This is a genomic window from uncultured Roseobacter sp., assembly GCF_947488185.1.
GTDB lineage: Bacteria > Pseudomonadota > Alphaproteobacteria > Rhodobacterales > Rhodobacteraceae > Roseobacter.
Genome location: NZ_CANKYM010000003.1, coordinates 848,460 through 872,182, shown reverse-complemented (window position 1 = coordinate 872,182; position 23,723 = coordinate 848,460). Strand labels below are relative to the sequence as shown.

The window sequence follows — 23,723 nt, the reverse complement described above, 5'->3', positions numbered from 1 at the left end:
TCAGGCTCCGGTCACGGGCTGCGCCCGTTCCACAAGCCGCGCAAAGAAGGAGGCGCCAATCGGGGCGATCTCGTCGTTGAAATTATACTTGGGGTGGTGGACGCCCGCGCCTTCCCCCTGCCCCAGCATCACATAGGCACCGGGTCGCGCCTCAAGCATGTAGGAGAAATCCTCCGCCCCCATGACCGGCATAATCGCATCATCCACCGCTGCAGCACCTGCGATTTCCTCGGCCACCTCCGCCGCGAACCCGGCCTTGGCGGCGTCGTTGATTGTGGGCGGGTAACCGAATTCGAACTCCAGCCGCGCCTCCAGCCCGAAAGAGGCCGCCTGCCCCGCCACGATCTCTTCCATCCGGCGCACCACCATGGCCTGCACCTCCTTGTCAAAGGTGCGCACCGTGCCGTTGATATAGGCCGTTTCCGGGATCACGTTATCGGTTGTACCGGTGTGGATTTGCGTGGTGGAGATGACCAGCGACTGCATCGGATGGCGGTTACGGCTGACAATGCTCTGCAGCGCCTGCACGATAGAACAGGCGGCAACAACAGGATCGACACAATCATGCGGCCGGGCGGCATGTCCGCCGACCCCGGTAATGTGGATGTGAAATGTGTCGGCGGCCGCCATGATCGGCCCGCGCGTCGTGTTGAAACTGCCAAAATCGCGCCCCGGCGAATTGTGGATCGCATAGACCTGGCTGACGTTGAACTGTTCCATGATGCCTTCCTGCACCATGACCTCACCACCGCCGCCAAACTCTTCTGCCGGTTGGAAAATCAGCGCAACGCGCCCAGCGAAGTTGCGTGTCTCGGCCAGGTACTTCGCAGCCCCCAGCAGCATCGCCGTGTGCCCGTCATGGCCGCAAGCATGCATCTTGCCGGGATGGGTGGAGGCATAATCAACCCCGGTCTCTTCGGTGATCGGCAGCGCATCCATATCGGCGCGCAGCCCGATGGTCGGCCCCTCGCCCTGCCCCTCGATGATCGCGACAATGCCCGTCTTTGCGATGCCTTCGTGGATCGCGTCGACACCGAATTCGCGCAGGCGTTCGGCGACAAACGCGGCGGTCTGGTGACACTCCAGCCCCAGCTCCGGAATGGAATGCAGATGCCGCCGCCAGGCCGTCATCTCATCACTCAGATCAGCGATCCGGTTTACCACGGGCATGGGGTGGACTCCTTGTCGAATTATTTGTCAGGTGCATGTGACACGACAGATGGGCACGCTGCAATGGCTGAAGACTTGATCCACGACCCGAATGCGGGAATTGAGCGCCTGCTGGAGATCATGCGCCGCCTGCGCGATCCGGAAACGGGCTGCCCCTGGGATATCGAGCAGGATTTCGACACCATCGCCCCCTACACCATTGAAGAGGCTTACGAAGTTGCCGATGCGATCCAGCGGCGCGATTTCGCGGAGCTGGAGGGGGAGCTGGGCGATCTGCTCCTGCAGACGGTCTATCACACGGCCATGGGCGAAGAGGCCGGGCATTTCTCCTTTCAGTCCGTGGTGACCGCGATTTCCGACAAGATGGTGGCGCGGCATCCGCATGTTTTTGGCGACGAAAGCCGGGACAAATCCGCCGCCCAGCAGACAGCGGACTGGGAGGCGATCAAGGCGGCGGAACGGGCGGGAAAAGCGCAAGGCGGCGCCCTGGACGGTGTGGCCATCGGCCTGCCCGCCCTGCTGCGCGCGCTCAAACTGCAGAAACGCGCGGCCCGCGTCGGATTTGACTGGCCCTCGACCACTCAGGTGCTGGACAAGCTGACCGAAGAATCCGCCGAACTGGTAGAGGCGAAGGACGGCCTGACCCAGCGGGAGGTCGAGGAAGAATACGGCGATCTTCTCTTTGTCATGGCAAACCTCGGGCGGCATCTGGGCCTTGATCCCGAAGCGGCCCTGCGTGCGGCCAATGCCAAGTTCACGCGCCGCTTCGAAGCAGTGGAAAAACGGCTGGCACAGGTCGGCAAAACCCCGTCGGACAGCGATCTGGCAGAGATGGATGCGCTCTGGGAAGACGTAAAACGGGCCGAACGCCAGTCAAATACTGCATAGCGCCCTCTTCACCCACTTGTGTGCGCGCTCCCCTGCTCAGCTGAAATTGACCGTCTGGACAAAATCGGTGCGACTTGCGAGTGTCGCGCAAATCTTTGGACAGGAGCATGCATGTCCCCCCGCAAAATCATCATCGATACCGATCCCGGGCAGGATGATGCCGTAGCCATTCTGCTGGCGCTGGCCAGCCCCAAGGAAATCGACGTTCTGGGCATCACCTGCGTGGCTGGCAATGTGCCGCTGGCGCTGACGTCGAAAAATGCGCTGATGATCTGTGAGCTGGCAGGTCATACCGATGTGCCGGTCTTTGCCGGATGCGACCGCCCTCTGGGTCGCGAATTGGTCACCGCAGAACATGTGCATGGAGAGACGGGCCTGAACGGGCCGACTTTGCCCGACCCTTACATGCAGCTTCAGGACCAGCATGCGGTCGATTTCATCATCGAGACACTGCGGGCCGCTGCCCCCAAGTCGATCACTCTCTGCCCGCTGGGCCCGCTCACCAACATCGCGACCGCACTGCAAAGGGCGCCGGAAATCGCCGAGGCGGTGGATGAAATCGTGCTGATGGGCGGCGCCTATTTCGAGGTGGGCAACATCACGCCCACGGCAGAATTCAACATCTACGTCGACCCACAAGCAGCTGATATCGTGTTTAAATCTGGTATTTCCATTGTGGTCATGTCGCTGGATGTCACACATAAGGCGCTGGTCACTCCGCCCCGGAACGAAGCATTCCGCGCCCTGGGCACGCCCGTGGGCAAAGCCGTGTCCGAGATGACCGATTTCTTCGAACGTTTCGACAAGGAAAAATACGGCTCCGAGGGCGCGCCGCTGCATGATCCCTGCGTCACGGCCTACCTGGTCGACCCTACATTGTTCAAGGGACGCCACATCAACGTGGAGATTGAGACCCAATCGGAACTGACCATGGGCATGACCGTGGCCGACTGGTGGGGCGTCACAGACAGGCCCGCCAATGCGCTCTTTATCAAGGACATCGATGCAGACGGGTTTTTCACCCTGCTGACCGAGCGGCTGTCGCGGCTATGAGCGCCGCGCTAACGCTCGCCACAGCGGAGCACGCAGATCGCCTCGACGCGCTGGTCGCCGCTTTTCACGAAGAGCATGGCATTACGCTGAACGCCGAGGCGCGGCAGGCCGGGATCGCACCGCTGCTTGCGGGCTCGCCCCATGGCGCGGCCTACCTGATCGGCCCGCCCCGTGCGCCCATCGGCTATGTGATCGTGACCTTCGGATGGTCCTTGGAGTTCGGCGGTCTGGACGGGTTTGTTGATGAAATCTACGTGCGCCCGGGTGTGCGCGGGCGGGGCATCGCCTCGGAAACCCTGCAAAGCCTGCCCCGCGCGCTGGCAGGTGCCGGGTTGAAGGCCCTGCATCTCGAAGTAGATCGCACGGCGGAAAGCACCCAACGCCTCTATGCCCGTGCCGGGTTCAGCCCGCGCCCGGACTATATGCTGATGACCCGCAAGTTCTGAACCCGTTGCGCAGCGGCCCGCGCGACATATGTTAGGGTCATGAGTTTTTCCGTTCCCTTCGACAACAGCTACGCCGCCCTGCCGGACGCCTTTTATGCGCGGCTGGACCCGACCCCGGTCAAAGCGCCCAAACTGATCGCGTTCAACGAGGCACTGGCACAGAAGCTGGGTCTGCCGGAGGCATCGGACGACCTGCTTGCCGCCATGTTTTCGGGCCAGAAGGTGCCCGAGGGCGCGACTCCGATTGCCCAGCTCTACGCAGGCCACCAGTTCGGCACCTTCAACCCGCAGCTTGGCGACGGGCGCGCGCTGCTGCTGGGTGAAGTGGTCGGCACCGATGACATCCGCCGCGACATCCAGCTCAAAGGCTCCGGCCCCACGCCCTATTCCCGCATGGGCGACGGGCGCGCGTGGCTGGGCCCGGTTCTGCGGGAATATGTGATCTCGGAGGCGATGCACGCCTTGGGTATTCCCACGACCCGCGCCCTTGCGGCCACGCTCACGGGCGAGGAGGTGATCCGCGAAACCGTGCTGCCTGGTGCTGTTCTGACAAGGGTGGCGCGGAGCCATCTGCGCGTGGGCACCTTTCAGGTCTTTGCGCACCGCGGTCAAAAGGCGGAACTGGCGCAGCTCACGGACTACGCAATCGCGCGGCACTATCCGGACGCCGAGGGCCCGATGGATCTGCTGCGCGCGGTCTGCGCCGCACAGGTCGAGCTTGTGGCCGCCTGGATGTCGGTGGGGTTCATCCACGGCGTGATGAACACCGACAACTGCGCGATTTCAGGCGAAACGATCGACTATGGGCCTTGCGCTTTTATCGATGAATATCACGCGGATACGGTCTTCAGCTCCATTGACCAGATGGGCCGCTATGCCTATTCCAACCAGCCGCGCATCATCGTCTGGAACATGGCGCAATTCGCCACGGCGCTGCTGCAGCAGTTGGACGATCCCGCCACTGCTCTGGACGAAGCGACAGAGATCGTGCACGCAATGCCCGCCCAGATCGAAGCAGCGTGGCTTTCGCGGTTCGGGGCCAAGATTGGCCTCGCCGCGCCAACGAAGGACGATGCGGCGCTGATCCAGGATCTCTTGACGCTGATGCAAACGCAGGGGGCCGATTTCACCAACACATTCGACGCGCTGGCACGCGGCGATGCGCGGGACCAGTTTCTGGAGCGTGAGGCCTTCGACGCCTGGGCAGCGGAGTGGCAGACACGGCTGCAGGGCGAGGAAGACGCGCAGGCCGTGATGCAGGCGGCCTCGCCCCGGATCATCCCGCGCAACCACCGTATGGAAGAGATGATTGCTGCCGCGGTTGCCGGGGATTTCGCGCCCTTTGAGCGGCTTCTGACCGCGCTCGCCAGCCCCTTTGACACCGATGATCTTGACCTGATGCGCCCGCCCACCAAGGCGCAGCGTGTGCCCGCAACCTTCTGCGGGACCTGACGCTCAGACCACCTTGGGGCGCCGGTTGATCAGGTAAATCCCCAGCGCCACCAGCGCCAGCGCCACCCAGACCTGCGGCCCCACGTCCTCGCTCAGCAGCAGCCAGCCGAGGATCACCGCAAAGACCGGGGACAGGAAGCTAAAGGAGGCCACTGACGAAGCAGGATAAATCGACATCAGCCAGAACCACGCCAGAAACCCGAGGCTCGCAACCGCGATGATCTGGAAGAGTAGCCCGGCGATGTGGATCGGCTGCAGGTCGCGGATCAGATCGCCAAAGGCCAGCGAGGCCAGCAGCAAAAGCGGCGCAGAGACGATCACCTGAAACATCAATTGCTGCGCGGGCGGCACCGTGCTCAGCGGTGTGATCTTGACGCAGAGCGCGATGCCCGCCCAGCAGATGGCCGAGGTCAGCGCCAGCAAATCCCCCGTCAGGCTGGCGGAGGCATCGCTGCGGTCCAGCAGGGCCAGCGCCACCCCGGCCATCGCCAGCACCAATCCGATCCCCCGCAGCCCGGTCAGCTTGTCAGACGGGATCAGAAAATGGCTGGCGATGGCGAGCCAGACCGGCATGGAATAGAAAATCACCGAGGCGCGGCTGACGGTGGTGAAATCCAGCGCGGTAAAAAGGCACGTGAATTCAAGCGCAAAGAGGCAACCCGACAGAATACCGGCGGGCACGGCCTCGCGCGGGACGGTCAGGCTGATCCCGCGCAGCCGCATCCACAACAGCAGGACAAGGACCGCCCCGGCGGAGCGCAACCCTGCGGCAAACACCGGATTGAACCCGCCGTTGGTGACCTTGATGACCACTTGGTTGAACGCAAGATGCAAGGCAAAGGTGATGAGGGCGGCTGCCCCAAAGGCATCCATGTGAGTCTTGCGGTCCATGGCGCCAGATGGGGGGCTCTGCCGGGCAATGTCAATCGCCCGGCGGGACTCGCGCCCGCAGAGGGGCGCAGGTTGCTTTAAATCAGACGTCCGAGATCAGGCGACCCTCTGCCCGTCTCCACCAGCATTGGGGCGTCCGCCCGGCTTGCCACCGCGCCGCCGTCTGCGACGCCCGCCTGCGGGCTTGGCGCCCTGCGGCTGACCGGATGCGGATTTGTCCGCGCCCTGTGGTCTGCCGCCACGCCCACGTCCCCGGCCGCGACCTTTGGGTTTGCTACCTTCGGGGATATCCATGGCTTCCCAGGGCCGCCCAGACCCCACGGGGATCGAAATGCCCATGGTCTTCTGAATGGCCTTCAATTCACCCATCTCGTCGGGTGCGCAGAAAGCAATGGCCGCGCCATCCTTGCCCGCCCGTGCGGTACGGCCAATCCGGTGCACGTAGTTGTCCGGCACATTCGGCAGATCGTAGTTGTAGACGTGTTTCACATCCGGAATATCGAGGCCGCGTGCCGCCACATCCGTGGCCACCAGCACCTTGATCTCACCGGATTTGAAGGCGGCAATCGCGCGGTCGCGCTGGCCCTGGCTTTTGTTGCCGTGGATCGATCCGGCGGCATAGCCCGCCTTCACCAGCGTCTTCATCAGCTTTTCGGAACCATGTTTCGTCCGGCCAAAGACCAGCGCGCGTTCGTCGCGGTGCTTGTCCAGCATCTCGATCAGCAGCCCGGCTTTTTCGGCCTTGGCGATGAAGTGCACTTCCTGCGTGACCTTGTCCGCGGCCTTGCCGGGGGGCGAGACTTCCACGCGAATGGGGCTGCGCAGATAGCTTTGCGCCAATTCGTTCATCTGCTTGGGCATGGTGGCCGAGAAGAGCATCGTCTGCCGCTCCTTCGGGATCACATTCGCGATCTTGCGCAGATCGTGGATAAAGCCCATGTCGAGCATCTGATCCGCCTCGTCGAGCACCAGAAACGTCGCTTCGTCCAGCCGCACCGCGCGCCGGTCCATCAGGTCCAGCAACCGGCCCGGTGTCGCCACCAGCAGATCGACCCCACGCTCCAGCCGCTTGATCTGGTTGTTGATCGACTGACCGCCGACGACCATCGCCACCTTGATCGGTGTATTCTCGGCAAAAGCCCGCAGGTTCACGCTGATCTGCGTTGCTAGTTCACGCGTTGGGGCCAGCACGAGGCCGCGCACGGATTTCGGCGCGGGCCGCCCGTCCAGCTCCAGCATCTGCGCCACCAAAGGCACGCCAAAGGCCGCCGTCTTACCGGTACCTGTCTGCGCCAGCCCCATCACGTCGCGCCCGTTCAGCGCGTGCGGGATGGCCTGTTTCTGGATCGGGGTCGGGTCGTTCAGACCCATCGCTTTCAGACGTGCCACCAGTTTGGTCGGCAGGTCCATCATATCAAAATCGCTCATTCATATCTTTCTGGCGCACCGCAACGGGCCGCCACATTCTTTGGCTGTGCCACCTAGGACACCGCTTGGGACACGCAACACGGATCGCACGTGTCGGCCATATGCCCACACCTGTCCGCAGCGTTTGGACCCACGCGTGATTTTGGGAACATCGGCGGGCCTTTCTGGATGAGCGCGTTGACCGGCATGATATCCGGGGCGCTCACAACTGCTCACGCGGCAGAAGGCTTCGCTTGCACTGCACATGGGGGTTTGGGCGGCGGAAGTCAACACAAGCCTGAAAAGGCGTCTGGAAGCAGGACAAAAATGCCGCTAAATGTGGCCTCCAGCGATCAAGGGCACCGACATGCGCAATACCATCATCAACCGCTGCGAGGCCAAGGGCCTGCGCATGACCGGACAGCGACGTGTGATCGCGAAGGTGCTGGAAGACAGCGATGATCACCCTGACGTGGAAGAGCTCTACGCCCGCGCATCGGGCATCGATGCAGGCATTTCGATTGCCACGGTCTACCGGACGGTCAAGCTTTTTGAAGAAGCGGGCATTCTGGACAAGCTGGAATTTGGCGATGGCCGCGCCCGCTATGAGGACGCCGAGCGGGATCACCACGACCATCTGATCGACATGAATTCGGGCGAGGTAATTGAATTCGTGGATGCAGAAATCGAGGCCCTGCAGGAGCGGATTGCACGCAAACTCGGTTACGAGTTGCGCGGGCACCGCCTGGAGCTGTACGGCGTTCCACTGAAGCGGGAGTGATCGCACGTCACGTCAGGGTCGAGCCACATTCTACCGAATGTTGCGATCTACGCCGATGGCTGCTTTCAAGCTGGTCTAGTGGAGATGGTCACTACACCAATCTTGCACCGACTTGCAGAATTGCTCGACTCGGGCAGGACGCTTCGTGCCGGAGACAAGCGCGAGATTTACCGGCAAACGGGCCGCGCGTAGATCGGGTGCCACGTCAACCAGATTGTCGATTTCGAGGTCGGACGCTACGAACCAGCGCGGCATGATGGCGACGCCAACGCCCTGCATTGCCGCTTCATAGATGGCGAAGATATTGTCGCTTGCCAGCTTCGGTGTGACAGAAAAAGCCTGCAATTCTTGGGCCTCATTGAACAACTCGATCCGATTTCCCTCGAAAGGACCAAGTGTCAGCCAGGGCATTGCGTGTAGGTCACTTCCTGCATGTTGCGCCAGGCAGTCCGGCGTCCCGACCACGAGACGTTCGACACGGGCCAATTCACGCACGACAAGCGTTTCGTCCGGGACAGGCCCGACTTTAAGCCAGCAATCGCACCCTTCCTCGGCAAAGCGGATTGCATCATCGCGCAGACGCCAGTCAATCGTGACGTTCGGATGATCCTTCATGAACTGTATGGCTGCTCTGACAAGAAGATTTTGTCCAAGCGCAACTGGAGCGATGACGCGAATAGTGCCCTTCAGCTCCTCATCTTCGCCATGACGATCCTCAATCGCCTCCCATTCGCCAATCATGCGTCGAGCATCGGACAGCAGCGCCAAGCCGTCTGGTGTTAACGTCACATCATGTGTGGTGCGCCGCACCAGCACTACGCCCAAACGGTTCTCCAACGCGGCAAGCCGCCGAGACACAGAAGGTTGCGACGTCCCCAGATCCCGCGCTGCCGCGGAGAGTGATTGCCGCTCTGCGATCCGGACGAAGGTCTCAAGCAGGAAGAGGCGGTCAAAACGAGTGTTCATACGTGTATCGTATGACAATTCTACCTGTCATGCTACTACCGTCTTGCCAGTTGGTGGGTATGTTCATGTGGACGCAAACAAAAGGAACCACGACATGACCAACGACATTCAATCAACCTTCACCTTCCTGAACGGCCGCACGGTGAACCGCAACGGCTATGGTGCCATGCGCCTGACGGGCCAGCCCGGGAATTTCGGTCCATACGAAGACTGGGGAGGCGGCGTTGCTCTGCTGCGCCGGGCGCGTGAGTTGGGCATCAACCATATAGACACGGCCCGCGCCTATGGCCCGCATGACAACGAGAAAATCATTGCAGATGCGCTGCGTGATGAAAACGGCAGCTACGGTGATATGTTCATCGCATCCAAGGGTGGCGTTGAAAAAACCCGTGACGGTATCACACGGGACACGTCTGCAGCGACGATGGCGCGTCACGTCGATGAAAGCCTGTCCAACCTCGGCGTCGATCAAATCGACCTATACTATCTTCATGCACCGGATGGTCATACATCTGTGACCGAAAGTATCACGGCCCTCGAAGACGCTCGGAAGGCGGGAAAGATCGCTATGATCGGCGTATCCAACGTTTCCCGCGCACAGATCGAAGAAGCGATGCAAGTTGCTCCTATTGCGGCTGTCCAGAACCGTTATTCGCCTACCGATGCACGGGACGAGGAAATGGAGGCGACTATCGACTGGCTGGACAATCAAGGGATTGCCGTCGTTTCGCACGGTCCTTTGGGGGCACATCCGATGAAGCAAGGCGCTACTGCTGATCCCAAAAAGGCGCTCCGCCGCCTTCTGGCGCGATCGCCAAACATTCTGGTGATCCCCGGCACAACCACTATTGCCCACCTCGAAGAGAACGCCGCCGCGTTGGACTCATGACATGCGCGGGATCCTGATCATATGGGCGCTTGCTTGGCCGACAATCACGGCTCTGCGGTTGATACTTGACGGTATTGTGGGAGGCTGGCCTCTGGCCTTCCGTCCTCTGGTCCTTGATGGTTTTATGATGCTTGTCGTGTCTTTGATCTTGGTGCCACGCACGATCCGGCTCCTTGACCATCTAAGGTGGGATGGAAGTGCTTGAGGTCCGGGCCAGCATTACGCGACACCAACACGCAAACTCATACAGATAGCCGGGGTCTGTCGCGTTAGTCATCGGCACCGTTCCACACATTCTTGAAATTCCATGACTTCGAAATTTGGTTCAAAAATTACTCAGTGGATATACCGGACCGCCATGCAGGACATATCAAAAGGCGGTAAGAAGCCACACAGGAGACCCAGCAAATTTTTGCTGCATGGCCCGCGGCGTCACAGATGCTGCATGGGCGAGAAACTAGATGTCGCCGCACAGCGGAAAAGCCGGCCGTTCATGCGGCCCTGTCTTCGTTGTTATCTCCGTATCCTCTCAAGGATTACGATGAACCAGAAACTCTAGCTAAATAAACCTGCCGTTCTGTCTCAAAAGTCCCGACGGGATACACTGTGGTGACGTCTGGCGCATTTTCGCCGGGGCTTTTCAGATTGGGTGCAGGTTTCGTGCATCGAACAACACTGGGAGCGATGAGGCAGTCGCCCCGCTAAACGCGCAGATCAATACTGCGGGGTGTCGCGACTGTCAGGCTGGGTGTATCGAACGCACCATCTCGTTTTAGAACATGCACCCCCTCACCGTTCCTCAGGATCAGATTGGCGGCGTCTTCTAAGCCCTCAAAGGTCAACGACCCGCCATCTTCGAAGCTGACGGTCAGCCCCGCTTCGGTGTCCCTGACGTTGAACCGTGCAGACCTGTCCAGATCAACCAGAACCGACACACCATCCCCTAGTGAAATGACATCCTGCCCATCGCCGTTGCGGTATTTGAGTGCAACGGTCCCGCTGTCGAGATACAGCCGATCATCACCTGCTCCTGCATCGACGGAGATATGCCTGTCAGCCCGGATATACATCGTGTCATTGCCAGCACCGCCCTCTACATCGGCGTTGGTAATGGATGAGAAAGACAACCCGCCGCCAGCGCCATCCAAGCGCGGAATGTAGGTAGTGCTGAGCGGTCGGTCGCCCTGTTCGACGTCCACGGAGATTGTATCATTGCCGTCACCGCCGTTTATGCCGGACGCCAGCACGGCCTTGACGTTGACGCTGTCATTGCCCGCGCCAGCTTCGACGTACTCAACCAGGCCTCCGCTCAGCGCGATGGCGTCATCGCCGGATCCGGCATGCACGCTGTAAATCAACCGAGACTGGATAGCGATGGCGTCTGCTCCGCCACCTGTCCTGACATCCTGCACATCGCGGGCGCTGATCGAGATACTGTCGGCGTTGCTGTAGGTGCGCTGCGCGCCAAAACCGCCGCCAAATCCCTCGCCCGAGATATGAGCCACGGTGGATCGGTCGGCATCTGTATGCACACTGTAAACCTTGTCTGCGGTGATGCTGACAGCATCGCTGCCGTCGCCGGTTCGCATTGCGCTGACTGTGTCGTCACGAACCGAAACCGCGTCGTTACCCGAACCGGTCGCGTATTCGACGTATTCAGTTTCAAGTCGCAGGCGGGCGTCTTGCGGGCGGATGGTATTGATGTTTGCCAGAACAAAATCGGATATGGCGATGTATCCGTCCGGCTCCGCAGCGTCCTGAAGAGCGCCTGCTGGGGCCGAAACTCCTTCTTGCGAAAGCTTGACCAGCGCCTTCATCAATTCCTGCGCTTTTTGGCGGTACCGTTCGGCGACAAGATTCACGTCATCTTCTACATTGGTATTGGTGATGATCTCGCGCGCGTCGTATCGGTCCTTGGCGTCGGCAAGATAATCCTGTCGGGCCTGCACCCGTTCGCGGCGCAGATCGGCGACAGAGCCAGTACTGTCATCCTTCTGCGCCTGCACCTCCGCCCGAGCGGCATTAGTCTGCGCCAACAGAAGAGACGCTGTTATCATCTGACTTTGCGATTGAACTACCACGGCCTTTCACTCCTGACACCCCCAATCAGGGTGCCGCAGAAGACTTACGAAGCACTTAAGGCCAGCTCTGAGATTTATAGGGTTTGAGCAAAATTCGGACTATGTAGCTGACGGTACGGTCGGCGGATCGAGCGAGAGGTTGGACCATACCAACTTGCACGCGATGCTCCGACGGGCTGTGCCTTCCAAAGCGACCATGCCCGACCGGCGCAGCGAGGGTGTCTGTAGAGACCGTTTTGACGATCTTCTGCAACCCGGCGTATGGCTTTTGTGACGAGAAAGGAAAAACAATCAGCAATTGCTTTGGCGTCAAACAAGAATTGTGGTGGTCCGAAACAGGGCAGTCACGTCACACTCCGGATACGAACCTTTGCGGCAAGGCCCATATGTCCGACATGCGAACAATGCACTTTCGTCGCAAACGTAACAAACGTTATCCATCTCTTCCGGGTTCGTCCGGATCGCTGGAGAACAATGCGATCTTGTTGCCCTGAGGGTCACGAAGGTAGCCAACATAGAAGTGAGGTCCATACAACGCGCGGAAGCCGGGCTGACCTTCGTCAAAGCCGCCAGCGGCAAGTGCCGCAGAGTGCAGGTCAAGAACCTGCTGTTGACTGCGGGCCTCAAATGCCACCATAACACCATTCCCAGCCGAGGCGGGACGTCCATCGAAAGTCGGTTTAACGTAGAAATCCGGCAGAATGACTGACTGACCCAGCTTAACGGGCAGCACGTAGCTTAGGCCCTCGGGACCTTCCGTCAGCGTGTAGTCAAGGGCTGGCAGGAACGCTGAGTAAAATCGCTTCGCGCGAGCGATGTCATCGGCACCGACGGTGACATAGGCAATCATGCCGCCTGCTCCCTTCCGGAAATTTCGCTATGGTCATGCGTCTAATGGATTATATCAGGCTGGCAGGCAATCTGACACAACAAACGACCGCTTGCCAATACTCTCCCCAAAAGCTGGCATTCGTGCAATTGCCGCGAAAGGTCAGCTGGTCAGTTGAGCAGCCCTGAACCCCATTTTAAATGACCAGTGTTCGCCCTGTTAATGCGGCAAAGACCGACCCGCACCAATGCGATACAAATACCGCATATGCCATGATGCAGGGGGTTTCAGGGGCATCCACCTACCTGTCAGGCAGCCCGTATTCGCACCGTTGCACACGGGTCTGACCATTTCGGTCGTGCGTGACCTGTCCCATAGATTGACCTTTGGCCAGGTTTCTGAGAGGAGGCCCACGAGCCAACGAAGGACACCCGATGGACAATTTACGCGGCGCGACCTTCATGGTGGTGGCCATGTTCGGCTTTGCCATCGAGGACATGCTGATCAAGCTCATGGCGTCGGCTCTGCCCGTCGGCCAGATCATCGGGATGCTTGGGCTTGGCAGCGCGGTGCTGGTAAGCGCCATCCTGATTGTCCAGCGCCAGCCGCTTTTCACCCGCGCCATGCTGACACCTGCCATCGCCCTGCGTGCCTTCGGTGAGCTTGTTGGGACAATTGGATTTGTCACTGCCATTGCCCTCACCCCACTGTCCTCCGCGTCGGCCATTTTGCAAGCCACACCGCTTTTCGTGACCCTTGGCGCCGCCCTGTTTCTGGGAGAAGCCGTGGGCTGGCGGCGCTGGTCCGCCATCCTCGTGGGGTTCATCGGGGTGCTCATGATTATCCGGCCCGGCATGGAAGGCTTCAGTTGGCTGTCACTTTTTGCCGTTCAGGGGGTCATTGGTCTGGGTATCCGCGATCTGGCCACACGCCGCGTTCCCAAAGAAACCTCGACGATGCAGCTCAGTTTCCTGGCCTTCCTGGTCCTGATTCCGACGGCGGCCCTGCTGATGTGGATCAATGGGACAAGCCTTGTTCCCCTGTCTCCGATCAACTGGATTTATCTGACCATCGCCCTGCTGATCGGCATCGTGGCCTATTACGGCATCGTCGCGGCCATGCGCATCGGAGAGGTCAGTTTCGTGACCCCATTCCGGTATTCACGCATTCTCTTTGCCCTCGTCATCGGGATGTCCGTCTTTGATGAAAGTCCTGATTTCCTGACACTTCTGGGCGCTGCAATCATCGTCGGATCGGGGCTCTACACGCTTTGGCGTGAAAGGAATGTTCGCGCTAACAGCGCCTAAGGGTTCCCAACCGTAGCCCGGCCCGCTATGAGGCAGTTAACCTTTGACCAGAGGAGCCTCACATGAGCACCATCATCGACATCCACGCCCGCGAAATCCTTGACAGCCGAGGCAACCCCACGGTTGAAGTTGACGTGATCCTCGAAGACGGCACCATGGGCCGCGCGGCCGTCCCGTCCGGTGCATCTACCGGTGCCTACGAGGCAGTCGAACGACGCGACGGGGACAAGGCACGCTATATGGGCAAGGGCGTGCTGGAGGCCTGTGCCGCCGTGAACGGCGAGATTGCCGAAGCGCTGGTGGGCATCGACGCCACCGAGCAGGTCGAGATTGACGGCGTGATGATCGAGCTGGACGGGACGGAGAATAAATCCCGCCTCGGTGCCAATGCCATTCTCGGCGTGTCGCTTGCCACCGCCAAGGCGGCTGCCGACTTCTGCACCCAGCCGCTCTATCGCTATGTCGGCGGCACCTCGGCGCGGGTTCTGCCGGTGCCGATGATGAACATCATCAACGGGGGCGAGCACGCAGACAACCCCATCGACATTCAGGAATTCATGATCATGCCGGTGGCGGCGGGCAACATCCGCGATGCTGTGCGCATGGGCGCGGAAGTCTTCCACACGCTGAAAAAGGAGCTCTCCGCCGCAGGCCTCTCTACCGGCATCGGGGATGAAGGTGGCTTTGCGCCCAACATCAGCTCCACACGAGACGCGCTTGATTTCATTCTGAAATCCATCGAGAAAGCCGGATATAAGCCCGGCGATGACATCTATCTGGCCATGGATTGCGCGGCGACAGAATACTACAAGGACGGCAAATACATGCTGGCGGGCGAAGGCAAGACGCTGAGTTCGCAGGAGAATGTCGACTACCTTGCGGCGCTGGTGAACGACTATCCGATCATCTCCATCGAAGACGGCATGTCGGAAGATGACTGGGACGGCTGGAAGGCGCTGACGGATGCGCTGGGTGACAAGGTGCAGCTGGTGGGCGACGACCTGTTTGTGACCAACCCCGCGCGCCTTGCCACAGGGATCGAACGCGGATCGGCCAATTCCATGCTGGTCAAGGTGAACCAGATCGGCAGCCTGACCGAAACGCTGCGGGCGGTCGACATGGCGCATCGCGCGGGTTTCACCAATGTGATGTCGCACCGCTCGGGCGAGACCGAAGATGCCACCATAGCCGATCTGGCCGTGGCCACCAACTGTGGGCAGATCAAGACCGGTTCGCTGGCCCGCTCTGACCGGCTGGCCAAATACAACCAGTTGATCCGCATCGAGGAAGCGCTTGGGGAAACGGCGGAATATGCCGGGCGCGCCATCCTGCGCTGATGACGGCGGTAACGGTACGCGCGGCGGATCTGCCGCGCGAATTGCCGGACGTGCAGCGTCTGTGCTGGGATTATCGCGACTACCTTATCGGCTTCAGCGATGAGATGCGCGTCCTGACGGAATCGTTCTATCCGGCAGAGGCCTATGGAGAATTGATGGCAGCGCTGCCCGCCAAACATGCACGTCCCAGGGGCGCGATCCTCGTGGCCGACCAGGACGGTACGGCGGTCGGATGCGGGATGATACAGCCCCTCAGCGACACGGATGCCGAGATCAAACGCGTCTACATGTCCCCCGCCGCGCGGGGTACAGGTGCCGGGTATTTGCTGTCACAGGCGCTGGTCGATCAGGCCCGTGCGGATGGGTATGCGCGCGTGCTGCTGGATACCAACAAGGAATTCGCACCGGCCCGCGCGCTTTATGAAAAGCTTGGGTTTCGCAACCGGGGACCTTACGCCGAACTGCCGCCCGGCACAGAGGCGCATTTGGTCTTTTACGAGTTCACGTTCTGAAACGCTGCGGCCTGTAGGGCGCGACCAGTGCGGACTGCGCGTTGGTTAACCCACGCTCCAGCACCTCCGCCGCCGCCAGTTCCGCCGCCAGCGGGCCAAGCGTGGCGCCCGAATGCATGGTGCTGACATAGAGCCCGTCCGGCCCGCAGGCCCCGATCACCGGCAGGCCGTCCTGTGGCACAGGCCGCGCGGCGAGGGTGACCTCTTCCCATCTGAGCGGGCGGTTTAACAATTTCGCCACCCGCGCCATTGCCTGATCGGCCAGTTTATCCGGCGTCTCCCGCACGTCATCCGTGGCGTCCGCCTGGTGGCCAGCAGCAGTCGGGGCCAGCAAGCTACCTTGCGGCAATTGCCGCACCTCCTGCCCCGGGCTCACGAGGACATGCCGCAACAGGCTGGGCAAAGGTTCCGAACGTAAGATCAGGCCGGGCCGGTCCAGCATGGGCAGGGCAACGCCCACCTCTTCCAGCAACCCCTGCGTGGCAACGCCTGCCGCAATGACACAACGGTCCGCCGCCATCACACCGCCTGGCAGACGGACGCCACGCAGCGCGCCGGCCTGCAGCTCGAAACCCGTAGCCCGCACGCCCGTGATCAGACGCAAGCCCAGATCCGCCACGGCCCGCAACGCGTGCGCTGCAAGCTGGCCCAGATCGACAACGCCCTCGTCCATGAAATGCAGCGCGCGTTCAGGAGCGGTCACCGCAGGCTCCAGCTCGGAAAATGCAGCGCGATCAATGATGCGTAACCTGTATCCCAGATCCGTCAGCGCCTGATGCTGTGCGTCGAAGGCCTCGCCCTCTTCCTCCCAGCACAGGCACCCGGGCCAGCGCACCGCGTCCGAGGCAAGCTCTGACGAAAGTCGCCTATGGGCCTCCATTCCGGCCAGCCGCAAATTGAAGTGATCGGAATCCGCATGGAAACTGGCGTTGATCCAGCCGAATGAGGCACCGGAGGCCGCCGCCGCGGGCTGTCCCGCCTCGATGATGGTCACCTGTGCCCCCGCCTGCGCCAGACGCAGGGCGGTCAACACGCCGATGATCCCCGCGCCGATCACGATGACTTTCATGCCCCTGTCCCCTTGGCCTTCCGTTTTCGTCAGACTAGCCTTGCGCCATGACAGCACAAGAGATCATCGCGCATCTGGAGCTTATGCCCCACCCTGAGGGCGGGCATTTTCGCCAGACATGGGTGGCGGAGAATGACGGGCGGCCCAGCGGGACCTGCATCTACTTCCTTCTGGCGGCGGGTGAAGCAAGCCATTGGCACCGGGTGGATGCAACCGAAATCTGGCTTTTTCATGCGGGCGCGCCGCTGATCCTGTCCCTGAGTGAAACGGACATGGGTCCGGCAAAAGACCACCTGCTGACCCCTGATTTAAACACAGGCTCGCCACAGATCATCGTGCCAGAAAACCACTGGCAGGCCGCACGCAGCACGGGAGATTTCACACTGGTCAGCTGCACCGTCTCGCCGGGGTTCCAGTTCGAGGGGTTCACGCTCGCCGCTCCCGGCTTCGACATTCCGAGAGATTAGACCGCGATATCCGTGGCTTGCGGCCAACTCAACGTACCGCCCCCCACGGCAGCGCGTACCCCGGTCGTGCCGGGGCAAGAGGTTGGCAACCCGCGCGCCACCCGCACCGCCAGATAGGCAAAGGCCTGAGCCTCCAGCATATCGCCGTCCAGGCCGACGTCTTCGACAGGCCCCACGGGGCAGTCGAGCGAAACAGCCAGCATCTGCATCAGCAACGGATTGTGCCGCCCGCCCCCGGTCACGAGAATACGCGCGGGAGGTTGTGGGCAATGCCGCATCCCTTCGGCCACCCCTGCTGCGCACATCGCGGTCAGAGTTGCGGCGGCATCGGCATCGCTCAACTCTCCGACCAGCGCCACCATTTCGCAAAAATCGTTCCTGTCTAATGATTTGGGCGGGATACGGGCAAAATAGGGTTCGGCCAGGAACAACTCCAGCGCGCCCTGCTCCACGGTGCCGCGCCGCGCGATCTTGCCACCCTCGTCATAGGCAAGGTCCAAACGATGTTGCAGCAGATCGTTCAGAGGGGCATTTGCCGGGCCGGTGTCAAAGGCCAGCAGTGCACCGGGATCTTGCGGACGATCCAATGCGGGGTCCACATAGGTGAGGTTTCCCACCCCGCCGAGGTTCAGAAAAGCAAGCGGTTCCTTGGCCCCGATGTGGTGCGCGCAGGCGAAGTGAAAAAACGGGGCCAGCGGCGCACCTTCCCCCCCGAGATCGACATCCGCGCTGCGAAAATCCCAGACCACCGGGGTGTCGAGCGCCTGCGCCAGCCACGCGCCATCGCCGACCTGCAAAGTGCCACGTGTGCGCGGGGCATGGGCCAAGGTCTGGCCGTGAAAACCGACCAGATCGATCGCATCAAAGCTTTCCAGAAGCGCCAGATGCGCCTGCTCAACAACGTCCGTCGCGGCGTCGACCGCAGATCCGGACCAATGGCCGAGCCCCGCCCGCAGCACGGTCTGTTCGTCTTTGCCATAGGCGCGATACGAGGTCGCGCCGAACCTGTTGATCCGGTGGCCGTCGGTGATCACCACGGCGGCATCCACCCCATCAAGCGATGTGCCGCTCATCGCACCCAGAGCGGTCACGTCTCCGGTTTTCTCCAAGGGCCTTTTCAAAGCCTTTTCCTTTGCCTGCTCACCGCCTATAGAGTGGGCGCAATTCCAGCCGAGAGCAAGCAAGATGACCTACCATCCCAAATCCGATTTCGTCGCTGTGATGATGGAGCGTGGCTTTCTGGCCGACTGCACCGATTATCAGGGGCTGGACGACGCGCTGCTGAAAGGTGGGCAACCGGGGTACATCGGTTTTGATGCCACGGCCAAGTCGCTGCACGTGGGCTCACTGATCCAGATCATGATGCTGCGCTGGTTGCAGAAAACCGGTGGCAAGCCGATCACGCTGATGGGGGGCGGCACCACCAAGGTGGGCGATCCATCCTTTCGCGCTGATGAGCGCCCGTTGCTCGACGCGCAGTCCATCGATGACAATATCGCGGGGATCAAGCGGGTGTTTTCCGCCTACCTGACCTATGGCGACGGCCCGTCGGATGCGATGATGATCAACAATGCCGAATGGCTGGATGATCTGAACTACCTCGATTTCCTGCGCGACATCGGGCGGCATTTCTCGATCAACCGGATGCTGTCCTTCGAGAGCGTGAAATCCCGGCTTGACCGGGAGCAATCGCTGTCCTTCCTGGAATTCAACTACATGATCCTGCAGGCCTATGACTTCATGGAGCTGCACCGTCGTTATGGCTGCATTCTGCAGATGGGGGGATCGGATCAATGGGGCAATATCGTCAACGGGATCGACCTCACGCGCCGGGTGATTGAGGGCGAAGTTTACGGCCTGACCTCGCCCCTGCTGACCACCTCCGATGGCAAGAAGATGGGCAAATCGCAGTCGGGTGCGGTCTGGCTGAACGGGGATATGCTGTCGCCTTATGAATTCTGGCAGTTCTGGCGCAACACCACGGATGCTGATGTGGGACGTTTTCTCAAGCTCTACACCGAGTTGCCGGTCGCGGAATGCGACCGTCTTGGCGCGCTCGAAGGGTCGGAAATCAACGCGGCCAAAGTGCGTCTTGCCAATGAGGTGACGACACTTTTGCACGGGACAGATGCGGCGGCAGCGGCCGAGACCACGGCGCGCGAAGTCTTTGAAAAAGGTGGCGTGGGGGATGATCTACCAACGCTGACTTTGAGGGAAGAAGACTTCGTGCTTGTAGATCCTCATTCTTCAAACTTCATCGAGGTCATGAACCTACGTCCAGAAAACTTGACTCTCTCAATGGCACAGCTTTTCAAGAAAGCAGGTCTGGTAAAGTCGGCGAAGGAGGCAAAACGCTTGATCGCCGAGGGAGGCGCAAGAATGAATGACGTCGAAGTGAAGAACCCAAACGACGCAGTGTCAGCTGCCGACTTGTCCACGCCAATCAAACTGAGCGCGGGCAAAAAGCGGCACGCCCTGGTGCAGTTGGGCTAAAGCCAGAGCCAGTCAATCAGCGTCAGGATGGCAAAGACCGGGATAGACAGCCCGGTGGCCATCAGGAACGCCGTTGTTTTTGTCATACGCGGGGCGGGGGCAGCAACGCCTTGAACGGTTTTTTTCATGCAGCCATTAACCCGGATTTAGGTTTCCGGACGGTTAATGCATGGCATGTTTGATGCCGCTCCTGCCTCTAATCCCTCGCCTTTGCAGCAAAGTGACGCCTTTGCGCGGGCACTGAACGCGCTCGGAACACCGCCCCTGCGGCTGGAGGATGGCACGCTGGCACTGCACCGGAAAATCGGCCCTCTGCCGGTGCATATGATCACCCGCCCCCGCACCGAAACGCCCGAGGCGCTAAGGGAATTGGCGCGCGGCATGAAGGTCAGGGGGCCGGTATTGCTGGCCCCGGAACGCCCGATGCCGCTCAACCGGATCGGCGCCCTGCCCCTGGTCAGCCCCAGTACGGTCGCACAGCTGGACCTGACGCCTGATGAAAAGACCTTGTTTGCCGGGCTGCACCAGAAATGGCGCAATCGGCTGCGCCACGCACAATCTCAGAAACTGCGTGTCACCCGCCAGAACATGCCCGACGATCCGGGGCACTGGATGCTGCAGGCCGATCTGGTTCAGCAGCACCAGCGGGGTTATCGCGGCTGGCCGCTGGCGCTCACACTGGCTTATGGACGGGCCAACCCGGGACAGGCCAAACTTTTTACTGCGTTCTGGGGGCGCGAACCGGTGGCAGCCCTGCTGATCCTGCGACATGGCACTGGGGCAACCTACCACATCAGCCATACGCGACCATCTGGTCGTCTTGTCTCCGCCCATACGCTGCTGTTGTGGTCGGCCATACGATGGACCAAATCCAAGGGTGTGCAGCAGCTGGAACTCGGCACCTTCGATACGGAAGAGAACGCGGGGCTGGCGCGGTTCAAACTGGGCACTGGCGCGCGACCGCACCGGCTTGGCGGCACGTGGTTGTGGTGGCCCCCTCTCACCTCGCTGCTCCGCCCGATTGCGCGGCTGGACCGTGGGCTGATGCAGAGCGGCTAGACAGGCTGCAAGCCGCATGGTTAACTGAACATATGTTCAAATCATGAGGGAAGCGCCATGCCGCTGAGCAATACAGCCGCCGTTGTGACCGGAGGGGCTTCTGGTCTGGGGGAAGCAACCGCCCGGCATTTCGCGGCACAGGGGGCCATGGTCACGCTCTTTGACCGGGACGCGGCGCGCGGCGAGGCCGTGGCGGCGGAAATCGACGGGCATTTTGTCCAAACGGATGTGACGGATGAGGCATCGGTGCAGGCGGCAATCACCTTCGCCAAGGAGAAAATGGGCCGGATCACCACGGCGGTGAACTGCGCCGGGATCGCGGATGCCGCAAAAACGGTCGGGCGCGACGGTCCGCACCCCCTGCCGCTCTTCCAGCGCACCATCGACATCAATCTGGTCGGCACCTTCAACGTGGCGCGACTGGCCGCAGAGGCGATACAGGAGAACCATCCGGCACCGGATGGGGCGCGGGGCGTGATCATCAACACCGCCTCTATCGCCGCATACGACGGGCAAAAGGGACAGACGGCCTATGCCGCCTCCAAGGGCGGGGTTGTCGGCCTCTGCCTGCCCATGGCGCGGGACCTGTCCAAGCTGGGCATTCGGGTGATGACCATCGCGCCGGGCATTTTCATGACGCCGATGCTGGCCGGGCTGGGCGAAGAGGTGCAGGCCGGATTGGCCGCCGATGTGCCCTGCCCGCCACGCCTGGGGGACCCGGCGGAATTCGCGGCTCTGGCCGGGTTCATCGTGCAGGCGGGCTACCTCAACGGCGAGGTGATCCGCATCGATGGTGCCCTGCGGATGCGCTAGGCGCTCGCCTTTTCCTCAAGCATCAGCCATTCCTCTTCTGCGGCACTAAGCTTTTCATGCCGTTCGACCAGCGCATCGGTTGCCTTCTGGAATTTCACTGGGTGGTCGGTGAAAAGCGCCGGATCCCCCAACAGCTCTTCGAGCTTGGCGATTTCGGCTTCCAACCGCTCAATCTCTGCAGGCAAGGCCTCCAGCCGGTGCTTTTCGGTAAAGCTGAGCCCGGATTTGGCGGCGGGCTTGGGCTTCTCTGACGGCGTGCTCGATTTGGGTTTCACAACGCTGTCGGCGAAATCATCCTGACCCCGCTGGCGCAGATAATCGCTCCACCCGCCGGCGTAGATTGTCGCCTTGCCATCACCTTCCATGGCAATCGTCGTTGCTGCCACGCGGTCGAGAAAGTCGCGGTCGTGGCTGACCAGCAGGACGGTGCCATCATAGGTGCCCAGCAGTTCCTGCATTAAATCGAGCGTTTCCACGTCCAGATCATTGGTCGGTTCGTCGAGCACCAGTAGGTTGCTGGGCCGCGCCATGATCCGCGCCAGCAGCAGCCGGGCCTTTTCGCCCCCTGACAGGGCCCGTACCGGCGCACGGGCCTGTGCCTCGTCGAAGAGAAACTCCTTGAGGTAGCCCACCACATGTTTCGGCTGCCCCCGCACCATCACCTGATCGGCCTTGCCCGAGACGCGCATCTCCGGGTCGCCGGTCAGACTGTCCCAGAGGCTCATCTCCGGATCCAGCTGCGCGCGCGCCTGATCGAAGAGCGCCAGTTCCAGATTGGTGCCCAGCTTGATCGTACCCGCATCCGGCGCTTCCTTGCCGATCAGCATGTTCAGCAGGGTGGTTTTGCCCACGCCGTTCGGCCCCACCAGCGCGATGCGATCACCCCGCTGCACGGTGATTGAGAAGGGCTTGAGAATCGCCTTGTCACCAAAGGACTTGCTGATATCCGTGGCCTCAATGACCTTGCGACCGGATTTGGGGCCTGCATCCAGCGCCATGGCCGCCGTGCCCTGCCTTTTGATCTGGGCCGCCCGTTCGGCGCGCAGGTCCTGCAGCGCCCGCACGCGCCCCTGATTGCGTTTGCGCCGGGCGGAAATACCTTCGACGGCCCACCGCGCTTCGGCCTTGATCTTGCGGTTGAGCTTGTGGCGCTGGGTGTCTTCCTCGTCCCAGACCGCATCGCGCCATTCCTCGAAATCGGCAAAGCCCTTTTCCTGCCGCCGCACAGCCCCCCGGTCAACCCAGAGCGTGGCGCGGGTCAACGCCCGCAGGAACGCGCGGTCGTGGCTGATGATCACATAGCCCTTGCGGCTTTGCTTGAGTTCGTTCTCCAGCCAGGCGATGGCCTCGATATCCAGATGGTTGGTGGGCTCATCCAGCAGCATCAGATCCGGTTCGCGCGCCATCAGACGCGCCAGCGCCGCCCGGCGGCGTTCCCCGCCGCTGGCGGTTTCGACCGGGCGGGCGGGATCGAACTTCAACCCCTCGCCTGCGCGTTCGACGAGATACATCTCGGAGGGCTCCAAGCCGTGGGCGGCAAAGGCTCCCAAGGTGTCGAACCCCGACAGATCAGGCTCCTGCTCCATATATCCCACGGACACACCCGGCCCCGGCGTGACCTCTCCCCTGTCGGGCTCCACCAGCCCGGACATGACCTTCATCAGCGTCGATTTGCCGGACCCGTTGCGCCCCACCAACGCCACCCGGTCGCCCGGCTGCACCACGAGGTCCAGGCCCTCAAAGACGGGATCGCCGCCGAAGGTCAGGGAGATGTCATTCAACTGCAAAAGAGGGACACGTGCCATGCCCCGCA

23 protein-coding genes are annotated in these 23,723 nt (G+C 61.3%); 13 read left to right on the top strand and 10 right to left on the bottom strand.

All coding sequences use genetic code 11. The features are described from left to right. Window positions 1-1,170, bottom strand: coding sequence for a M20 aminoacylase family protein (locus Q1A52_RS15455; RefSeq protein ID WP_300017199.1), 1,170 nt, complete (start codon window positions 1,168-1,170; stop codon window positions 1-3). 63 nt (window positions 1,171-1,233) lie between these two features. Between Q1A52_RS15455 and mazG the strand changes: the two genes are divergently transcribed. The 4 genes from mazG (at window position 1,234) to Q1A52_RS15435 (ending at window position 5,009) form a co-directional block, all read left to right on the top strand. Beyond that, complete coding sequence (gene mazG, locus Q1A52_RS15450; RefSeq protein ID WP_300017196.1) at window positions 1,234-2,058, top strand: nucleoside triphosphate pyrophosphohydrolase; 825 nt, start codon at window positions 1,234-1,236, stop codon at window positions 2,056-2,058. Window positions 2,059-2,169: 111 nt separating this feature from the next. Next, window positions 2,170-3,111 (top strand): nucleoside hydrolase, encoded by a 942-nt coding sequence (locus tag Q1A52_RS15445; RefSeq protein WP_300017193.1) that lies wholly within the window; start codon window positions 2,170-2,172, stop codon window positions 3,109-3,111. Beyond that, complete coding sequence (locus Q1A52_RS15440) at window positions 3,108-3,557, top strand: N-acetyltransferase (protein ID WP_300017190.1); 450 nt, start codon at window positions 3,108-3,110, stop codon at window positions 3,555-3,557. Before Q1A52_RS15445 ends, Q1A52_RS15440 begins: the two co-directional genes overlap by 4 nt. A gap of 39 nt (window positions 3,558-3,596) precedes the next feature. Further along, window positions 3,597-5,009 carry a YdiU family protein gene (locus Q1A52_RS15435; protein ID WP_300017187.1) on the top strand — a complete coding sequence of 471 codons (1,413 nt, stop codon included), beginning with the start codon at window positions 3,597-3,599 and terminating at the stop codon, window positions 5,007-5,009. 3 nt (window positions 5,010-5,012) lie between these two features. Here the strand turns inward: Q1A52_RS15435 and Q1A52_RS15430 are convergent, their stop codons facing one another. Further along, window positions 5,013-5,900 (bottom strand): DMT family transporter, encoded by an 888-nt coding sequence (locus Q1A52_RS15430; RefSeq protein WP_300017184.1) that lies wholly within the window; start codon window positions 5,898-5,900, stop codon window positions 5,013-5,015. A 96-nt stretch (window positions 5,901-5,996) separates the two neighbouring features. After that, the gene (locus tag Q1A52_RS15425; protein WP_300017181.1) at window positions 5,997-7,328 is read right to left on the bottom strand and encodes a DEAD/DEAH box helicase; all 1,332 of its coding nucleotides are present in this window, start codon (window positions 7,326-7,328) and stop codon (window positions 5,997-5,999) included. A gap of 346 nt (window positions 7,329-7,674) precedes the next feature. Between Q1A52_RS15425 and Q1A52_RS15420 the strand changes: the two genes are divergently transcribed. Next, window positions 7,675-8,088 carry a Fur family transcriptional regulator gene (locus tag Q1A52_RS15420; protein WP_300017178.1) on the top strand — a complete coding sequence of 138 codons (414 nt, stop codon included), beginning with the start codon at window positions 7,675-7,677 and terminating at the stop codon, window positions 8,086-8,088. A 75-nt stretch (window positions 8,089-8,163) separates the two neighbouring features. On the opposite strand, the gene Q1A52_RS15415 is transcribed toward Q1A52_RS15420, so the two are convergent. Beyond that, window positions 8,164-9,054, bottom strand: a complete 891-nt coding sequence (locus tag Q1A52_RS15415; RefSeq protein ID WP_300017175.1) for a LysR family transcriptional regulator — start codon at window positions 9,052-9,054, stop codon at window positions 8,164-8,166. Window positions 9,055-9,148: 94 nt separating this feature from the next. On the opposite strand from Q1A52_RS15415, the gene Q1A52_RS15410 reads away from it, so the two are divergent. Further along, the gene (locus Q1A52_RS15410) at window positions 9,149-9,943 is read left to right on the top strand and encodes an aldo/keto reductase (protein ID WP_300017172.1); all 795 of its coding nucleotides are present in this window, start codon (window positions 9,149-9,151) and stop codon (window positions 9,941-9,943) included. 701 nt (window positions 9,944-10,644) lie between these two features. Here Q1A52_RS15410 and Q1A52_RS15405 read toward each other — a convergent pair. Both Q1A52_RS15405 and Q1A52_RS15400 read right to left on the bottom strand, forming a co-directional pair. After that, window positions 10,645-12,000 (bottom strand): hypothetical protein, encoded by a 1,356-nt coding sequence (locus Q1A52_RS15405; protein ID WP_300017169.1) that lies wholly within the window; start codon window positions 11,998-12,000, stop codon window positions 10,645-10,647. Between the two features lie 457 nt (window positions 12,001-12,457). After that, a complete protein-coding gene (locus Q1A52_RS15400; protein ID WP_300017166.1) occupies window positions 12,458-12,874 on the bottom strand; it encodes a VOC family protein in 417 nt (138 codons plus the stop codon). 413 nt (window positions 12,875-13,287) lie between these two features. Here Q1A52_RS15400 and Q1A52_RS15395 point away from each other — a divergent pair, with 413 nt between their 5' ends. The 3 genes from Q1A52_RS15395 to Q1A52_RS15385 all read left to right on the top strand — a co-directional run bounded on the left by Q1A52_RS15395 (window position 13,288) and on the right by Q1A52_RS15385 (window position 16,009). Next, window positions 13,288-14,160 carry a DMT family transporter gene (locus Q1A52_RS15395; RefSeq protein WP_300017163.1) on the top strand — a complete coding sequence of 291 codons (873 nt, stop codon included), beginning with the start codon at window positions 13,288-13,290 and terminating at the stop codon, window positions 14,158-14,160. Between the two features lie 62 nt (window positions 14,161-14,222). Further along, complete coding sequence (gene eno, locus Q1A52_RS15390) at window positions 14,223-15,497, top strand: phosphopyruvate hydratase (RefSeq protein ID WP_300017160.1); 1,275 nt, start codon at window positions 14,223-14,225, stop codon at window positions 15,495-15,497. Further along, complete coding sequence (locus Q1A52_RS15385) at window positions 15,497-16,009, top strand: GNAT family N-acetyltransferase (protein ID WP_300017157.1); 513 nt, start codon at window positions 15,497-15,499, stop codon at window positions 16,007-16,009. Before eno ends, Q1A52_RS15385 begins: the two co-directional genes overlap by 1 nt. On the opposite strand, the gene Q1A52_RS15380 is transcribed toward Q1A52_RS15385, so the two are convergent. Beyond that, complete coding sequence (locus tag Q1A52_RS15380; protein WP_300017154.1) at window positions 15,999-17,078, bottom strand: FAD-binding oxidoreductase; 1,080 nt, start codon at window positions 17,076-17,078, stop codon at window positions 15,999-16,001. The two genes, Q1A52_RS15385 and Q1A52_RS15380, sit on opposite strands and share 11 nt — an antisense overlap. Window positions 17,079-17,125: 47 nt before the next feature. Between Q1A52_RS15380 and Q1A52_RS15375 the strand changes: the two genes are divergently transcribed. Then, window positions 17,126-17,545: a cupin domain-containing protein gene (locus tag Q1A52_RS15375; protein ID WP_300017151.1), complete on the top strand. Its 420-nt coding sequence runs from the start codon at window positions 17,126-17,128 to the stop codon at window positions 17,543-17,545. Here the strand turns inward: Q1A52_RS15375 and Q1A52_RS15370 are convergent. Further along, window positions 17,542-18,666, bottom strand: a complete 1,125-nt coding sequence (locus Q1A52_RS15370) for an anhydro-N-acetylmuramic acid kinase (RefSeq protein ID WP_300017148.1) — start codon at window positions 18,664-18,666, stop codon at window positions 17,542-17,544. The genes Q1A52_RS15375 and Q1A52_RS15370 overlap by 4 nt on opposite strands. 64 nt (window positions 18,667-18,730) lie before the next feature. Between Q1A52_RS15370 and tyrS the strand changes: the two genes are divergently transcribed. Then, a complete protein-coding gene (gene tyrS, locus Q1A52_RS15365; protein WP_300017145.1) occupies window positions 18,731-20,038 on the top strand; it encodes a tyrosine--tRNA ligase in 1,308 nt (435 codons plus the stop codon). Here the strand turns inward: tyrS and Q1A52_RS15360 are convergent. Next, on the bottom strand, window positions 20,035-20,166 hold the full coding sequence (locus Q1A52_RS15360) for a hypothetical protein (protein WP_300017142.1): 132 nt from the start codon (window positions 20,164-20,166) through the stop codon (window positions 20,035-20,037). The genes tyrS and Q1A52_RS15360 overlap by 4 nt on opposite strands. A gap of 46 nt (window positions 20,167-20,212) precedes the next feature. Here Q1A52_RS15360 and Q1A52_RS15355 point away from each other — a divergent pair, with 46 nt between their 5' ends. After that, window positions 20,213-21,097 (top strand): GNAT family N-acetyltransferase, encoded by an 885-nt coding sequence (locus tag Q1A52_RS15355; RefSeq protein ID WP_300017139.1) that lies wholly within the window; start codon window positions 20,213-20,215, stop codon window positions 21,095-21,097. A gap of 57 nt (window positions 21,098-21,154) precedes the next feature. Next, window positions 21,155-21,910 carry an SDR family NAD(P)-dependent oxidoreductase gene (locus tag Q1A52_RS15350; RefSeq protein WP_300017136.1) on the top strand — a complete coding sequence of 252 codons (756 nt, stop codon included), beginning with the start codon at window positions 21,155-21,157 and terminating at the stop codon, window positions 21,908-21,910. Here Q1A52_RS15350 and Q1A52_RS15345 read toward each other — a convergent pair. Continuing rightward, window positions 21,907-23,715 (bottom strand): ABC-F family ATP-binding cassette domain-containing protein, encoded by a 1,809-nt coding sequence (locus Q1A52_RS15345; RefSeq protein ID WP_300017133.1) that lies wholly within the window; start codon window positions 23,713-23,715, stop codon window positions 21,907-21,909. The two genes, Q1A52_RS15350 and Q1A52_RS15345, sit on opposite strands and share 4 nt — an antisense overlap. Between the last annotated feature and the right edge of the window lie 8 nt (window positions 23,716-23,723).

Coding starts and splice junctions, on each gene's coding strand:
- Q1A52_RS15455 (WP_300017199.1), bottom strand. CDS start 1,170: ATGCCCGTGGTAAACCGGATCGCTGATCTGAGTGATGAGATGACGGCC.
- mazG (WP_300017196.1), top strand. CDS start 1,234: ATGGCTGAAGACTTGATCCACGACCCGAATGCGGGAATTGAGCGCCTG.
- Q1A52_RS15445 (WP_300017193.1), top strand. CDS start 2,170: ATGTCCCCCCGCAAAATCATCATCGATACCGATCCCGGGCAGGATGAT.
- Q1A52_RS15440 (WP_300017190.1), top strand. CDS start 3,108: ATGAGCGCCGCGCTAACGCTCGCCACAGCGGAGCACGCAGATCGCCTC.
- Q1A52_RS15435 (WP_300017187.1), top strand. CDS start 3,597: ATGAGTTTTTCCGTTCCCTTCGACAACAGCTACGCCGCCCTGCCGGAC.
- Q1A52_RS15430 (WP_300017184.1), bottom strand. CDS start 5,900: ATGGACCGCAAGACTCACATGGATGCCTTTGGGGCAGCCGCCCTCATC.
- Q1A52_RS15425 (WP_300017181.1), bottom strand. CDS start 7,328: ATGAGCGATTTTGATATGATGGACCTGCCGACCAAACTGGTGGCACGT.
- Q1A52_RS15420 (WP_300017178.1), top strand. CDS start 7,675: ATGCGCAATACCATCATCAACCGCTGCGAGGCCAAGGGCCTGCGCATG.
- Q1A52_RS15415 (WP_300017175.1), bottom strand. CDS start 9,054: ATGAACACTCGTTTTGACCGCCTCTTCCTGCTTGAGACCTTCGTCCGG.
- Q1A52_RS15410 (WP_300017172.1), top strand. CDS start 9,149: ATGACCAACGACATTCAATCAACCTTCACCTTCCTGAACGGCCGCACG.
- Q1A52_RS15405 (WP_300017169.1), bottom strand. CDS start 12,000: ATGATAACAGCGTCTCTTCTGTTGGCGCAGACTAATGCCGCTCGGGCG.
- Q1A52_RS15400 (WP_300017166.1), bottom strand. CDS start 12,874: ATGATTGCCTATGTCACCGTCGGTGCCGATGACATCGCTCGCGCGAAG.
- Q1A52_RS15395 (WP_300017163.1), top strand. CDS start 13,288: ATGGACAATTTACGCGGCGCGACCTTCATGGTGGTGGCCATGTTCGGC.
- eno (WP_300017160.1), top strand. CDS start 14,223: ATGAGCACCATCATCGACATCCACGCCCGCGAAATCCTTGACAGCCGA.
- Q1A52_RS15385 (WP_300017157.1), top strand. CDS start 15,497: ATGACGGCGGTAACGGTACGCGCGGCGGATCTGCCGCGCGAATTGCCG.
- Q1A52_RS15380 (WP_300017154.1), bottom strand. CDS start 17,078: ATGAAAGTCATCGTGATCGGCGCGGGGATCATCGGCGTGTTGACCGCC.
- Q1A52_RS15375 (WP_300017151.1), top strand. CDS start 17,126: ATGACAGCACAAGAGATCATCGCGCATCTGGAGCTTATGCCCCACCCT.
- tyrS (WP_300017145.1), top strand. CDS start 18,731: ATGACCTACCATCCCAAATCCGATTTCGTCGCTGTGATGATGGAGCGT.
- Q1A52_RS15360 (WP_300017142.1), bottom strand. CDS start 20,166: ATGAAAAAAACCGTTCAAGGCGTTGCTGCCCCCGCCCCGCGTATGACA.
- Q1A52_RS15355 (WP_300017139.1), top strand. CDS start 20,213: ATGTTTGATGCCGCTCCTGCCTCTAATCCCTCGCCTTTGCAGCAAAGT.
- Q1A52_RS15350 (WP_300017136.1), top strand. CDS start 21,155: ATGCCGCTGAGCAATACAGCCGCCGTTGTGACCGGAGGGGCTTCTGGT.
- Q1A52_RS15345 (WP_300017133.1), bottom strand. CDS start 23,715: ATGGCACGTGTCCCTCTTTTGCAGTTGAATGACATCTCCCTGACCTTC.